The 14,207-nt window shown below is 57.1% G+C and carries 11 protein-coding genes and 4 pseudogenes; 1 reads left to right on the top strand and 14 read right to left on the bottom strand.

The features are described 5' to 3' along the window. Window positions 1-104: 104 nt before the first annotated feature. The 13 genes and pseudogenes from P775_RS29235 to P775_RS23850 all read right to left on the bottom strand — a co-directional run. Window positions 105-185, bottom strand: a pseudogene (locus P775_RS29235) (IS66 family insertion sequence element accessory protein TnpB); the annotation flags it as partial. A 155-nt stretch (window positions 186-340) separates the two neighbouring features. After that, a complete protein-coding gene (locus P775_RS29230) occupies window positions 341-577 on the bottom strand; it encodes a transposase (RefSeq protein ID WP_245875839.1) in 237 nt (78 codons plus the stop codon). Between the two features lie 628 nt (window positions 578-1,205). Continuing rightward, on the bottom strand, window positions 1,206-1,982 hold the full coding sequence (gene hisF / locus P775_RS23895; RefSeq protein WP_099913336.1) for an imidazole glycerol phosphate synthase subunit HisF: 777 nt from the start codon (window positions 1,980-1,982) through the stop codon (window positions 1,206-1,208). Further along, the gene (hisH, locus tag P775_RS23890) at window positions 1,976-2,602 is read right to left on the bottom strand and encodes an imidazole glycerol phosphate synthase subunit HisH (protein ID WP_218967761.1); all 627 of its coding nucleotides are present in this window, start codon (window positions 2,600-2,602) and stop codon (window positions 1,976-1,978) included. The genes hisF and hisH overlap by 7 nt, the downstream gene beginning before the upstream one ends. 17 nt (window positions 2,603-2,619) lie before the next feature. Continuing rightward, a pseudogene (locus tag P775_RS23885) lies at window positions 2,620-3,606 on the bottom strand (N-acetyl sugar amidotransferase); the annotation flags it as partial. Between the two features lie 12 nt (window positions 3,607-3,618). Continuing rightward, the gene (locus P775_RS28645) at window positions 3,619-3,771 is read right to left on the bottom strand and encodes a hypothetical protein (RefSeq protein ID WP_218967760.1); all 153 of its coding nucleotides are present in this window, start codon (window positions 3,769-3,771) and stop codon (window positions 3,619-3,621) included. A 1-nt stretch (window position 3,772) separates the two neighbouring features. Continuing rightward, entirely contained in the window at window positions 3,773-4,435 is a 663-nt protein-coding gene (locus P775_RS23880) for a pseudaminic acid biosynthesis-associated methylase (RefSeq protein ID WP_099913335.1), read from the bottom strand. Window positions 4,436-4,846: 411 nt separating this feature from the next. Beyond that, window positions 4,847-6,199: pseudogene (locus P775_RS23875) on the bottom strand (IS1380 family transposase). A 94-nt stretch (window positions 6,200-6,293) separates the two neighbouring features. Beyond that, window positions 6,294-7,028: a hypothetical protein gene (locus tag P775_RS23870; protein WP_099913334.1), complete on the bottom strand. Its 735-nt coding sequence runs from the start codon at window positions 7,026-7,028 to the stop codon at window positions 6,294-6,296. Window positions 7,029-7,030: 2 nt separating this feature from the next. After that, window positions 7,031-9,574 carry a VWA domain-containing protein gene (locus P775_RS23865; protein WP_218967759.1) on the bottom strand — a complete coding sequence of 848 codons (2,544 nt, stop codon included), beginning with the start codon at window positions 9,572-9,574 and terminating at the stop codon, window positions 7,031-7,033. 2 nt (window positions 9,575-9,576) lie between these two features. Further along, a complete protein-coding gene (locus tag P775_RS23860; RefSeq protein ID WP_099913332.1) occupies window positions 9,577-10,329 on the bottom strand; it encodes a hypothetical protein in 753 nt (250 codons plus the stop codon). Further along, window positions 10,326-11,309: a hypothetical protein gene (locus tag P775_RS23855; RefSeq protein WP_099913331.1), complete on the bottom strand. Its 984-nt coding sequence runs from the start codon at window positions 11,307-11,309 to the stop codon at window positions 10,326-10,328. The genes P775_RS23860 and P775_RS23855 overlap by 4 nt, the downstream gene beginning before the upstream one ends. A gap of 72 nt (window positions 11,310-11,381) precedes the next feature. Then, a complete protein-coding gene (locus P775_RS23850) occupies window positions 11,382-13,031 on the bottom strand; it encodes a bifunctional helix-turn-helix transcriptional regulator/alpha/beta hydrolase (protein WP_143520983.1) in 1,650 nt (549 codons plus the stop codon). A 327-nt stretch (window positions 13,032-13,358) separates the two neighbouring features. Here P775_RS23850 and P775_RS23845 point away from each other — a divergent pair. Next, window positions 13,359-13,516 (top strand): annotated as a pseudogene (locus P775_RS23845) (IS5/IS1182 family transposase); the annotation flags it as partial. Window positions 13,517-13,578: 62 nt separating this feature from the next. Here P775_RS23845 and P775_RS23840 read toward each other — a convergent pair. Further along, complete coding sequence (locus P775_RS23840) at window positions 13,579-14,085, bottom strand: hypothetical protein (RefSeq protein WP_099913329.1); 507 nt, start codon at window positions 14,083-14,085, stop codon at window positions 13,579-13,581. Between the last annotated feature and the right edge of the window lie 122 nt (window positions 14,086-14,207).

The raw sequence follows: 14,207 nt of genomic DNA, 5'->3' as shown, positions 1-14,207 counted from the left end.
GGCCCATTTCGGCGAGCTGCACGTCAAGCGGCGACTGCATCTGACCACGGCCAGAAACGACAACATGCGGCCAGGCCAGCCAAGAGGCGAGATCGAAACGCTCACGCCAGCGTGTTGAAACCGCGTCGAATGTCCGTGACGCCGGGAGCCAGCCAAACCCGCGTATTGCTCGGAACCGGGATCATTGCGCCAGCCCCTCGACCATCGCCAGAACAGACGACAGTGCGGTGGGCCCCTCCACCAGAATGCGTCGGCCATCACAGGGCGTGATATCAATGCGCTGCGCGGTGAAAGGGCGAGCCGGAGCTGGCGAAGAATGCCTCGACATAGGCGTCGTTGATCAGCCCGTGATCTCGATCGGGAAAAACGTCGGAGCTTCCGTCCCGGCGACTTCTGTCACCTCAACAACTGGCGCAAATTGAGGATCGCGCAGCCACGTATGGATCAGGTTGGTGTTCATCGCAAAGCGCCGCGCCACCTGAGCAACCGAAACGCCTGGTACGCGCGCCTGCGTGCAGATCAGCAGCTTCTCGCCATCCGACCAGAACCGCCGCTTCTGACCCTTCTTCCCCGCCATCGCTCACCACAAGATGTCCATTATCGATGATGGACATCTAGCAGACACTCCATCCCGTCGTCAGAGCGGCACAACCGGACGGATACCATCCTTCGGAAATTGGCTTCCCTTAAAATCGACCATCACAACCTCCGCCGCTCGTCATCCAGCCTCAAAGGTAAAGCCAACGCAAAAGGCACTCAAGTCACGAAAACTTTGCGACAGAACCCCATAGCTCCGCGGCTTTGATCTGGACCCGATCTTCGAACACCATACGGGCCCGCGGCATGTATGTGGCCGCACACGAGGCCGGATACATGTCAGCACCCGATGACGCGCCAAAATCAGCTCTGAAAATACCTCTTGCGCAAGGGGCGGTTATACGTGTTGCACAAGTCAGCTGACGGACGGGGCTCCCCGTTCCCCAGGCGGATTTATCCAAAGCCTTTACTGACAGGAATGCCAAGAGCGGTGTGCCATTCAGGACCTCGATGCGCACCTAAACCTCCGCGACTTGGCGGTCAAGGTAGCGCGCCATGAGCCGCGACAAGCATCAAAAGTCCCATATCTTGGCAACAAAGGCGATTTCTCTGGGATGAACTTCGGCGCGCAGTCCCAAGCCCTTGTCTGGTATTGCAACTATTTCAACTCAGTCAGCGTCGATGAAGGAGCGCCTGACAGGTATTCCAGCCGCCTCGAACGCGGCCTTAGCGCCAGCCGGGGTCAGTTCAGTGAAATGAAAGATGCTGGCCGCAGCCACGGCCGAAGCCCCGGCCTGTCGTACCGCCTCGACCATATGCTGATAGGATCCCGCGCCGCCCGAAGCGATCACCGGGACTGACACAGCCGCAGCCACGGCTTCGATAAGTGGCAGGTCATAGCCCTGAAAGGTGCCGTCCCGATCAATCGAGGTTATCAGCAGTTCCCCCGCGCCTCGCGCCTCCATCTCCTGCGCCCAAGCAACGACATCCCGCCCGGTATCATGCTGCCCAGCATGGCTGTAGGCGCGCCAGCCTTTGGACCCGATCTGACGTGCATCGATGCTGACCACAACACATTGTGTGCCATAGGTCTCTGCGATCTTACCGATCAGCGACGGATCGTCATGGGCCGCCGAATTAATGCTGACTTTGTCAACCCCGGCGCGCAGCAAGTGCCCTACCTGCCTACTGTCTCGGATGCCGCCGCCGAAGGTCAATGGGATGAAACAGTCCTGACCGTAGTCCGAGACCGCCTCGTAATCGGGATACTGATCCGGAAGATGAGCCAAAATATCCAGCAAGATCAGTTCATCTACTTCGCGCTGATTGTAGACACGTATGGCTGGCAATACTGGCCCGACCCGCCTCCAGCTGTCAAAGTTCGTGCCTTTGACAAGGCCGAAGTTTTTCCAAAGCAGTGTGGGGATGATCCGCGTTTTCAACATTGCGGAGCCGTCAGAAAGTTCTTTAGCAGCCGGAAACCGGCGCGCGAGCTTTTTTCAGGGTGAAACTGGGTTCCCCAGATATTGTCCCGTTGAAGGGCGGCGGCAAAGGGAATGCCACAGGTTGCGGATGCAATCTCATCAGCCTTGTCCTGGGGCGTAAAGGCATAGCTGTGCACGAAATAGAAATCCGTCCCGTCTGGAATCCCTGCAAGAAGCGGCGTCGGCGATCCGGTGCGGCGGATGGCATTCCAGCCGACATGTGGCATGCGTTCTGTGCTGCCAAGCGTCCGCAGATGCTGCACCCTGCCCGGTACAAAGCCAAGCCCCGGCGTTCCTTGCGAATCCTCGCTTCCCTCATCCCCATGATCTGCTAGAAGCTGCATGCCCACACAAACCCCAAGCAGAGGTACGCCGTGCCCTGTTACGGCTCCGTGCAGCGCCGGTATCCAGCCCCCGTCCCGTAGCTTTGCCATGCAATCGGTAAAGTTTCCGACACCTGGCAGGATAAGCCGCCTGCCCTGAGCAAGACCATCGGGCGAGGTCACCAGCATGGGGCTGCTGCCCAATTCCTCCAACGCCCGAAGCATGGAGCCAAGGTTACCAACGCCGTAATCGATCACCCCTACATCTATCATTTTTAGTGATTATCGTAATTTATCTTGGAAAGATTTCCACGCTTGTCCTTCAGAAGACCGCCATTACCATCGCGCATAAAAAGCCTCTTATTGGTAAAGCGATCGCAAAGTGTAGAAAACTGGTCCACCGTCATGTCCAACGGTGCCAGGATCTCGGCCAAGGGCTTACCCAGATATTCCCAAGGAAAGAGCCCGTCCATTCGCCGGACAGCCTCAAGCCCGTCCTGTCTGCTCAACCTGCCGCGGCGGATATGCAGGCATGCAAGATCTGTGGCCCGGCCAAAGCCAAATTTGAGGAACTTGAAATAGTCGTGAATCCCTGTCTGGTTATTGTCGAGATTCTCATAGTTCACCATCGAACCTTCGACGGACTTATGATAACTGGTAAATCCGTTTGCCGTGGAAATCAATGTATTGGAAAGCCCGTCCCAAGGCAGGTAATGCCCGAGAAAAAGCCCTGTCACGCCGACACGAGCCAGATCTTCATCCGTCGGATACGTGTAGTGTATCAGGTGCTTTGCCTCGATCCCCTCCTGACCGATGAGGTCCGTCACGCGCAGACCAAGAAGTCCTCCAAATTCCTCCAGCCAGCGACGGTTGAGGATGTTGTTCCCTGCAGCGGCGGCAGGGCCGCCATATTCGTTTTGCGAATTCTCGCCCCAGACGATCAGCGGCACATTGAACTGGACTGCGGCGCACACTGGGATCGTGAATATCCCGACATGTTCCGGCCACGAGATGTCGCCCACCTGCTTCAGGCCAATCCGGTTCGGCTTTGCTCGGATCCGTGGGTTCGGCGAGACTTCGACGTAGTCTACCCCAAGGCCCTTGAGGTTTTCGATATTGGCCCGACCGATCACGGAAAGATCACAGGTGGTGGAGGTCACGCAAAGCGGATTCAACCCCAATTGAAGCATCCGCACGACCTGATATGTGCTGTCCTTGCCGCCACTGACCGGAACGATGCAGTCCCAATTGCTTCCATCTCGATTGCGGTACTTCTAAAGCACTGTCAGCAGGTCCTGATAGCGCGCACCCCAATCGACGACCTTGCGATCTTCGTAGGCTCGGCAGGCATTGCAGACGCCATGGGCATCCAGTTGTAGGTCGGGCTTGCTGTCGGGCATGACGCAATTAGCGCAATAGGTCAGCATCTCAGAAGTCCACCAAAGGCTGTTTTTCCATAAGAAACCATGTGATGTCGTCCTGGGGGAAATTAGGATCTCGGCGATAGACAAAGCCATAGTCGACCAGTCTCATCGACGGGTGCCGATCCATGATCTCGCCAGCAAAATCCCGTTTGAACAGTTTCTCGCTATGACTGCGATAAGGGATAGTAACGGGAGAGGGGTTATAATATTCCGCCACCAGAAGCCAGCGCGAGGTTGCCGCCACTAGCTTATCGTAGACGGTAGCCAAGGCATCGGGATTGATGTGGATAAGCACCCCCTTGATCAGAGCAAGATCAAAGCTGTCCTTCAGGTCGATCTCGAGGATCGAGGCATGATGGACATGCTGCTGTCCGATGTTGCCCGCAAGAAGTCCAGCGGCCTCTGCATTGATTTCGATCCCTTCAAGTCGCATCTGCGGATGAAGCATTTTCAGTGCCTTCAGGTTCATCCCGATATTGGCCCCGAACTCGATACAGCTTGTCGCGTCACGCACCGCATGAAGGGCCCGGCAAAAGAAGTTCAGGTTTGAGGCAAGCAGCGCATCACCTTGGTTGCGCGCGATATATGCATCGCCGAATTTACCTGCCCAGAAAGCTTCCTGTTCTGTTGCATATTCCTTGCGGTATTCCCCCTTGGCGATATTCATCTGGTCTCGTTCCCCCAAAATCAGCTCTGCTTTCCCGAAAAGGCCAACTAAATGTGTTTAGCACTAGTATGGTGTCCGGTGGCACAAATGTCCCGAATCCGATACTTTGGCAACTGCAAGATGCGCAAATTCTGTCCTTAGATAGGGCGTTTTTCCATCCATTGCCCAGACAGTGCCCAAAAGAACTTAACCGACATTCCCCAAGTGGCCTACCGCTTGACGTCTACCTTTCCTAATCTTGCCGCGAGATCAAGTGATTTGCCCTCCCAGCCTCGACTGCGATCGCCAGAGAGCTCGATTGTGGGTGGATCGGACCGCGAATGCGCGTCACCTTGGTCATGCGGCCACGTTTTGCAGCACGACAGACAGAGCTGTCTCGCCGCGTTTGTTCGGTTTTCGCCAATTTCGAGGTTACGCGCATGACGGCGGCGCTCGCAATCGGTGAATGGCGGCAAGGATGGCCCTGAGCATAGGGCCGGTCACCGCGACCTCGGCGAGTTGGAAGGTGATGGCGCGGGCGTGACGCATCACGCGGGCGCCGATCTTGATTAATTTCAGCTGAAGGCTCGTCAGTGACCAGTCCGTCATAGCCTCAGGCAGCTCAATGCAGCGCAAGAAGGTGGCCAGGTTGCAGGCCAGCGCGTGCAGTTGCAGCCGCACCTCGTTGTCGCCGAACTGCTTGCACGACAGCCGGGTCCAGCGGAAGGCGTACTTGGCTTCCTTGATATGCTGCTCGGCGGTGCCGCGCTGGTTATAGAACCGCACCGCCCAGTCCGGCTCCATGGGCAGATTGGTGACGATGAAGCCCACGCGGGGGAAAAGTTCGCCCGGATGCCATTCGATCTTGGCGATGACGCGGCGCTCCTCGTCCGAGCTTTGTGCCTGATAGTGGAAATCCTCGTAAAACCGCTTGACGTTGGTCAGCGATGGACGCCCCACGGGCCGGGTCAACCGATGCGCGATCTTGTCGCGAAGCACGGCATTGGCGGGCAGCCGGATGGCGTAGAAGTAACCAGCTTCTTCCAGCCGCGCATAGATCGCGGGGAACGCATAGGCTGCATCGGCCTAGAAGAACCGAAGGATGTCCCGCGTGGCATACCGGGCGATCGCCGGATCAAGGACGTCCCGCCAGCCGTCAGCGCTGTGGACATTGCCATTGCGCAGGGCACAGCGTTCCAGCATGCCGAACTGGTTGAACAGGAAGTTCGGGTGGTAGCAGGTGCAGTCGAAATGCCCGTTCCAGGCGGCACCTTCCTGATCGCCATGTGTCGGGATGACCGAGCTGTCCATGTCCAGCACGATGTACTTCAGCCCGTTGCGGTCATGAAACCGGTCGATCCATTGGCCGTTCAGGTCGGCCAGCGCCGCCCGGTTCTCGGGCCAGGCGAGGGTCTCGGTCTCGAACCGCCCCATCTGCGATGCCGAGGCCGCTTGCGCATCGACGGCTCGACCACCCACGACCTGACGCATGACCGGGTCAAGGGCGAGCCGGTCGGCGTCGTTCACATCCTCGTATCCGCCCAGCCGCCCGAACACCGATTGCCGGAACAACCCGTCAAGACGGTGGACCGTGTTCTTGCCGCGTCGCGTGTCGCGCAGCGCCGCTGACGCCAGATCGGACAGCCCGAGCGCGTCATCGAGCTCGCGCATCACCAGAAGGCCGCCGTCCGAGCTGAGCTGCGTGCCGCGAAATTCGAGCCGCACGCGAGGGTCGAAATCCACCCGGTCTGCGCGCTGCAAGCCCGCACCCTCTGGGTGATCCATAAAACCCGTCCCTCACAGCCATCAACACCATGATTACATAGAAAATACCATGGTCAGAACAGCGAAATCAGCGGGTTACTTGGGGAATGCGGGCTTAAGTTCCGGTTTTCCTAAAATCATATACAGCGATGGTGCGGCAGTTTGCCATGCCGAGCGAGGCCAGTACTGTGGCATTTGCGCCCGATGATCCGATCCGCAAGCGCAGCGTTGCCGTGGCTCTATCCGAGGCGACCAAGGATGCCGTTAGGTTTCCATCAATCTCAAGAATACCTTGATCCCCAGGCGTATTCAGGCGACCACGATAAAGCACTGGCGTCAGTTCGGTCCAAGTGACGACACCAGAATTTGGTGTTTCGCTGAGCTGAGTAGGATTAAACCGATTACCCCACGTTATTTGGCGCGAAAACACCATGCCTGAAACCATGCCCGGCACCATGGCTGCGACTTGATCCGGGCAGCCCGTGATCGCAGTTGCGCGCACCGTACCGACCCATGTGCCATCTTCGGGTAGAACAGGATCGAACACTTCGATCGGGCAGATACCATCCCCGCCATATTCAGCGTCAGCGGCATCGGGTGTTAATGTTGACCACTTGGTCTCAGAGCCATCTGTGAGGATGATCAACTGGTCCGCGTTGGCTGGTGGGTCCTGGTTATTCAGCAAAGACGCCACCGAATACGCATCCATCCCCGACAGGGCGCAGCGACAGCCACCACCATCCGTGCAAGATACAAAGGTGACCTCTTGCGATGACTGGGCTGTCGCCGCGCGGCTTTGGAACAACATGCCCGTCATGGACAGCAAGAGAGCATAAATAAGGGGGCGCATGGCTATTCCTTTTCCAAAAAGCCGGGGGCGAACCACTCTGCCGGGTCAAGTCCGGCAGGCAGGTCGACCGGCGTATCGACGGTCATTGCGGTGCCATCAGAAAGTGGACGTGCAGCCGGGGCGACTGCTTCAGGCATCGGCGCAGTGATTGACGCCAACAGCAAAGCAACGCCCGCAGGGTCCACATCCGACACCGCACATAACGGTCCAAGCGGGGTGTCATTGCACGGACCCAATAACGCATCCCACTGGCGCGGGTTCAGTACTGCCACCACAGCAAAAGGCACGCCCGTATAGAATGTGACCGTGGGCTGATCCGCGACAACGCCACCTGCGGTCTCGTAAAAGAACGCAGGTGCCGACGCCCATTCCGGCAAGAGCAAGTAACTGACGCCACCTTCGACATCGGTGTGATAACAGGCGACGTCACCCACGCAATGCGCCTTGGCCGGATCACCCGTTGGCAGGTTGACCGGAGTCTGCGATACGCCCGCTGTGCGCGGCAGCGTCATTTCACGGGGGCTATCGTGACCCACCTCGACCACGGCAGCATAAAGATGCCCCTTGCCGCCCTCGGCAAACCCTTCGATCAACCAGCGCCCCGGATCAAGTGCTGTATCCCAGCCGCCCATTTGGAAATCGGTTCCCAGGACAAGGCTATCTTGTCCACTGGCCGGGGTGGCCTGCCATTGGGTGTTGAGATTGTATTGGCCGTTGATCTTGATCGCCAGCGGATCACCACTTTCGGGCATTGCGGGGGCGGGATCTTCGCCAGCGGGGCTCAGGGCTGTATCATAGGGGATGATAAACTTTGTAGCACCTCCCGGAACCACGTCGATACGCCCGGCGAAGACCTGATCGCCAGCGTCGCCGTGCACGTCATAGCCACCCGCAAAAACCTCGATCGTGACGGGCTCCATTTGGTAGTCGGTCATGGCGATGGCTTCGGGAGCAAACTCGCGCGCCAGAGTGTTATCTTCGGTTGGTACGGCGGACCATTGCACGGCGAAAAGATCTGCTGCACCTTCAGCCTCGAGGGTGACTGCGATCAACGCGGGCGCTGTAAGGGCTGGCGGGATGACCTCTTCGGCGACGACCTCGACCACGTCGATTGATCTTGTGGTCAAGACTTCCACATCGCCCATCACATAGGCCAATTCATATTGCCCCGGCTCTGACGGCGCGACCATGAGGACCGGATTGCCGTCAGCGATGGAGCCATAGCTGATGTAACCGCTGTCGCCGGATAATCGCAGATAGATATAGTCGCGGCTTGATCCCGGGCCGGACCAGCCGACCATAAACTCTTCACCCGCCTCGGTTTGTTCGGGTGCCGACAGGTTGGCTGGCACCGGGGCGACTGTGCTGCCGACGGGCAAAACATCAACCAGACGCGTAATGATCGGGTTTGCGTCGTTCAGCATATAGACAAGTTCATAGGTGCCGGGCTCAGCTGGTGCGGTCAACAACACCGGGTTCTGGCCCGAAACATATTCATAGCTGATGTAGCTTTCGTCACCGGGCAACCGCATGCGAATGTTGTCATACTGCGCATCGGGACCCTGCCACTGCACCGGGATAATCCCGCCCGCGATCACCTGATCCGGAGCATTCAGGGCAAGCGGCGCTTCGGTCACGGTGATCGGCCGCCGGTGGACGATGAAATTGTCCTTGCTGACATAGCGCAACTCATAGCTGCCGACCTCGCCCGGCATTTGTATGCCAACCGGATTACCCGAGGCGTAGACGTAGTAAATATAACTGTCGTCACCAAGGCGACCGATGGTGATGGTGTCAAATGGGTCCGGATCACTGACTGTCCAAGCCACATCAACCATGCTGCCCAGCGGGGCCTCATCCACAGCGACCAGACCAGCAGTGGCCAGAGGTGCTGTTGGCGTTTCGGGGACAGGGTCAGGTTGGAGGGCCGTCGCCGCGATAGTATCAGTCAGCGCATCGACAAGATCGCTGGCATTGCGGGCGTCGATATAACGGCCGCCGGTATTTTCCGCCAGACAGGCAACTTGCGTCCCTTCTTCGCGGGTCAGACCAAAACCGATGACATGGGCAGTAAAATCTAAGCCAGCCGCCTCAAGTTCGCGACCCAAGGCGCAAGGATCCGCCTCGCAGGTTTCCAAACCGTCTGTGACCAGCACGACGTTGGCGGCCTCTTCACCATAGTTCAACGCCTCTGCGGCTTGGCGCACAGCTTCTGACAAAGGTGTTTTGCCCAAAAAGCGCATGGTATTCACGCGATTGACTATATCAGCCGCCGTGCCCGAAGCCGGCGCGACCATCAGTTCGATATCGTTGCAATCGCCCTTGCGGCGGTGACCATAGGCCATCAGCCCAATCGATTGATCCGCAGAAAGCTGCCCAAGCACATCTGCCACGGTGTCCCGCGCGATTTCAAGCTTGGCGCGGCCGTCGATCTGCCCCCACATCGACCCCGACCCATCCATCACGATGATCGTGCGTGGCCCATCTGCCAGCACCGGACTCGCACAAACCGCAAAAGCGGCCAAAGTTCTGAAAAATCGACCCATCGTCATTCACCCACCCACGTCACAAGTTGATCTGTGGACCAGTTGCAGGGGCCCATTTCGGTCATGGACTGCACGTCCCAATGCACGGAAAACAGCTTTGGCATCAAAAGCCGCATCCGCCCATGCGAGGTCATCGTGCCGCCCTCGGTCGTGATCGCGGCCACACCAAGGGTTTCGACCAGCGTCAGGTTTTCAAAGGTATGTGGCGTATTCTCGGGATCCGGATCGGCGGCCATAAACGCCGTTTGGATCGTGTCGCCCGAAAAGGTGCCGTTCCAAACCAGCCGCGCGGTAATCAGTTTCTGATCAGCCAGAACCTGTCGAAACATCGCGGTTCCCGGCCCACAGTGCACGGCGATATTGAATGGTTTGCCATCACGCCATTGGCCATCCACCGGCTCTAAAGGCGTTTGCGGGCAATACCCTGTGCCACCAAAACGCGCATGGATTTGCTCCGGGCCCTCATCGGTCAGCGTGCTGTCCGTCGCCGGGCTGTCCCAAAGACCAAGGACATCCGCCGCGACACTCTCAAGCCCCAGGACCACCGCCAATTCATCGCGCGTGATGGGCATGGCTGCACAGGTGCAACCCGCGCCGTCGATACATTTGGCCGAATAAAGCCCCGAGCCAAAGGCATCAACAAAGGGCCTGCCCTCATCACCGGGAGTAAACACAGGGATGGTTTCGGCGTGAACCGAGGCCGTCAGGACCGACACAAGGAAGGCGGCCAGAAGCCTGCGAGGGATACGGTTCATACTGCAGCTTCTTTCATGGACTTGCCCCCACCAAAGCCAGCGAACTGCGCGGCCTTGGACGACAATGTTTTGAATTTTCCAGATACACGATCCAGCTTTGCCTCCCATTCGGGATTGCGTATTTGGCCCTCCGTCACTTTGAAATAGGCTTGCATCATGCAAGCGATTGCAAAGGGTTCGATCAGTGCGACCTTGGTGGCCCATGCAAACAAAATAGCGAAAACAAAGGCCCCAGACGACATTTGCCCCGGCATCAGGTAAACAACGGCACCCGCTGGCACCAGCATCACCACAAAGACGATGATCGACAAAACCCATCCCCAAGCTGTGACCCAAGCGGCGCTGTAAAGCAGCGGTTTGGCGTTTTGCGCATAAAGCACCAGTGCGGTGCGTGACGCGTCATAGGGGTTTTCTGCGCGAGTCTGAAAACAAGGGGCCAGCATCACCTCGTCGAGCAAACCCACCGCAACCTTAAGGTATGCGCGCGCAATCGCCATAAGCCTATCGAGCCCTGGAATTGGCAGAAACGAAAACAACCCCTCGAGCAAACCCGTGACGGCTGTGATAACGCCTTTGACCAGCTGGTCGATGCCAAACAGAATATTGGCAGAGCCGAACCGCTCAGTCACCATCTGGCGCGTATAGGCAATCTGCCCCTTGCCATCCGGAATTGTCCGGTCCTGCAATAATTCCACCATCACGGCGATATGGCCCGCCTTCACGATATAAAGGATATATTCACGAAAGAAATAAAGAACGGCGCCGGTCAGACCCAGCCCCGCAGCGCCGCCATAGAATGCAGCACTAAGATGGGTTTCGTTATCCCAAAAACCGCCAATGCCATATCCGATGCCAGCCCCGGTGCCAGTCGCAATAACATAGGCGGCCGCAATGCAAAAATAGACCGCCACCCTAAACGCTAAGAATGGCGCCGTCTTTCGCATAAGCGTCAGCGACGTTGAAGCAGAAAAGTGGGCCATCTTTGAATCCCTCGCCTTCTTCAAAGCATTAGGTAAACAAACGCGCAGGTTGGCAAAACTACCAAATGGTAGTTATTTTTCAGGTTTGATGGCTTTGGCGGGGATCACATCGAATCCGACCTCGCGCAGCCCAAAATCACGCGCCATGGTAAGCACTTGGCGTAAAATATAGGCAGTATGGCTGAGCGGCATGCTATGGCCTGCATCTGCGACCGGTTGAAAACGCCCTTGCGGAAGATCCGAAGCCAATTGCGCCACGGACCTGCGCGAAACCGTTTGACTCTGCTCACCATGAAGGCACAAAACAGGCACCGACACCCGTGTCACATCGGCCTGCCAATCCAGATTTGTCAGGTGCATATCCATCCGAAATCCAGCACCCTCCTGCGCCCAAGCCAGCGAAAACGACTCTTGGAGCGCCTGCGACATCTCTGGTCGTCGCAACATCTCCTGATCGAATATACATCCGTCAAATATCAGCTTGGGCATCGCATCTACACCCTTACGGGCGATCTGAGACAAGCCAAGGCTGACAATTTTGTCCATAATCTGCGGCATATTCTGCGCCGCCCATGCATTCACGCGGTGGCGGGTGGGCATGTCTGCGGTCTGCGACCAGCTTTGCATCGGGGGTGTTGTCGGCGCGGTCACGACGGCTGCGACACGATTGCTGTAGCGGGTCGCAAACTGCAAGGCATACAACGTCCCGATATCATGGCCGAGCACGACCACACGCGAGATGGCCAGTTCATCTAAGATTTCCAACGCCTGATTGCAGGCAAGTGCAACGGGGTCTTCACCTTTGCCAAGCGGTGTATTTCCATAACCGGGCCGTTCCGGTGCAATGACATCAAGGCCAAGAATTTCCGCAGCATTACGGGTGACGTCATGACCAGCGATGCCGAAAATCGCACCGTGAAAAAAGAGGACGGGTATCCCATTTTGTAAGCCGAACCGATGCAAGCCTACCTTTCCCAAAGCTCCACTATGCAGCGAAGAACCTTGTGCGACAATCGTCGTTCCATCCTGGTTTTGATCCATTTGGGCAAAAGGTCGATTGCGCGCCGCCATAAGAGCCATCGAATAGACGATCGATATCAGTTGCTGTTGCGTGTGAACGCCCATTTTCGCCATGATCGCTTTGATCAACTGGCGGACAGTGCTGAGTTTGCGATCAAGTTCCGTTGCAATCTCTTCGGCAGACTTTCCAGCCATGACGCCCTGAAGCGTATTGAGTTCTGACTGGTTCAGCCCGATCCCCTGGGCAAGGCCCCAAATGATTTGGGGGTTGATCGCGCGCAGGACTTCGTAAAGAACAATGTTTCCAGCGTGTTCCTGGCGCATCCCCACAAGAAAAGCCGCCTCGCCATCCAGTTTAGAAACTGACAACAGTAGTGGGGCATCGCTTTGTGCAATCTGGCCCAAGAAGATGCGCGCCGTTTCGGGTGACCATGCGATTTCAGCGATGGATGTGCCCAAGGTCATGCCCAACAATATCACTGCTTCGGCATTTTGACTGACGACCACACCAGAAGGGTCGATCAAGAATACAATACCAGTACGATCCGCAGCGACGTTCGCGTTATCGACTTTCGCCAGTGGCGGATAATCCAAAAATTTCATAAGCTGATTGCGTCGGGCAGGATCAATCATGGCCGCCTCAAGATTCACCTGCATCATCTTGAGCGAAATTTCTGGGTCCGAATTCATGAAGACAAACACCCATCCGTCCAATTGGCCAATCACCGCATAGGGACCTCCCCGACGTCCCTACAGCACATGCTCGCTTAACAACATTTTCAACATGTTCTCGCGGCTTGCAAATTAAATTCTTACATGCGGTTCAGGATTTTAAAGCGGCAGTGTTACAGCCCAAGACGGCGCCTGATTAATTGCGATTGGGCCAGTTCGGGTTTTGCAGAAGAGTTGGCGATAAGTCGCGTTTCTTTGCACGTGGCGGCCTGCGGATGCCCGTTCATGAGCGACGTTGTTGCACAACTCTGACCGGAGAGGATTCACATCGTGAATCCAAGCGGTTAGACGGGCAGCATGAGCAAGCCATCACCCGCCCGCTATCGCACGACGAACTGATCCAGCTACACTGCCGCGCTGCGCAAGCGCGGGTCTCTGGTGGTCTGGCTGGACAAGGACTGGCCTGGCTCGCGCCGCATGACCGTAGCCCCGGTTGGGCTGCTGTGTTCGCCGACCCCACATAAGACACGTCGCTAACGACGTCGTTAAACACGTGTCTTAGCAAATCATCCGGAAATCAGGCAGGCGGCCACAACGGAGCGGTTACGGGATATATGGAGTTCTCGACGACTAACGAGATGTACTCCTGGACGGCCGCAGCATCGCCGTACGACAGGTTGGAGATGAACTGATCTATGGACTGATTGTGCAGTTGGAGGTCTTCCTGAAATCTGGCCTTCTCCTTTGCGAGGGCTTCGATGCGATCGGCCTCCGCAGCCTCATAGGCGATCATGTCGTGCTCATGCTTCGATTGCAGAGCAGTGACTTTCTCCGTCCACTGCGCCTTGCGCGCTTCATCTGCTTGCGTGGCTTTTTCCTGGGCCTCAGCCAGCTTTCGCTTCTTCCCAAAGAACCCCGTCGGTTTCTCGGGTTCGACAAACTTCGGTTCGGACGGAAGGGTCAGTTGCTTCGGTCGTACCGCAGGGACTTCGAGTGCAGGGCGGTCGAACGGAGTCTTTTCCTCTAGCTTCCGAAGGGCCTCGAGATCGACGTAGTCGTCAACGTCTATCGTCGCCTCGAGCAATCTTTCTAAAGTAACCGCTCCATTGGGACCGCGGTTATCTTCTCTTCCAGGTTGTCCACGCGTGCTGCGGGAATGGTGTCATCTTTGTCGACGTCATCCAGTTGCTTGAGGTAACGATCCAG

The organism is Puniceibacterium antarcticum (assembly GCF_002760615.1).
GTDB classification, from domain to species: Bacteria; Pseudomonadota; Alphaproteobacteria; order Rhodobacterales; family Rhodobacteraceae; genus Puniceibacterium; species Puniceibacterium antarcticum.
Note: the sequence above shows the minus strand (reverse complement) of the source record. Positions and strands in the feature narration are given on the sequence as shown.

What these genes read in the sequence shown, in the direction of transcription:
- P775_RS29230 (WP_245875839.1), bottom strand. Translation starts at nt 577, where the DNA reads ATGGCGGGGAAGAAGGGTCAGAAGCGGCGGTTCTGGTCGGATGGCGAG.
- hisF (WP_099913336.1), bottom strand. Translation starts at nt 1,982, where the DNA reads ATGTTGAAAACGCGGATCATCCCCACACTGCTTTGGAAAAACTTCGGC.
- P775_RS28645 (WP_218967760.1), bottom strand. Translation starts at nt 3,771, where the DNA reads ATGCTGACCTATTGCGCTAATTGCGTCATGCCCGACAGCAAGCCCGAC.
- P775_RS23880 (WP_099913335.1), bottom strand. Translation starts at nt 4,435, where the DNA reads ATGAATATCGCCAAGGGGGAATACCGCAAGGAATATGCAACAGAACAG.
- P775_RS23870 (WP_099913334.1), bottom strand. Translation starts at nt 7,028, where the DNA reads ATGCGCCCCCTTATTTATGCTCTCTTGCTGTCCATGACGGGCATGTTG.
- P775_RS23865 (WP_218967759.1), bottom strand. Translation starts at nt 9,574, where the DNA reads ATGGGTCGATTTTTCAGAACTTTGGCCGCTTTTGCGGTTTGTGCGAGT.
- P775_RS23860 (WP_099913332.1), bottom strand. Translation starts at nt 10,329, where the DNA reads ATGAACCGTATCCCTCGCAGGCTTCTGGCCGCCTTCCTTGTGTCGGTC.
- P775_RS23855 (WP_099913331.1), bottom strand. Translation starts at nt 11,309, where the DNA reads ATGGCCCACTTTTCTGCTTCAACGTCGCTGACGCTTATGCGAAAGACG.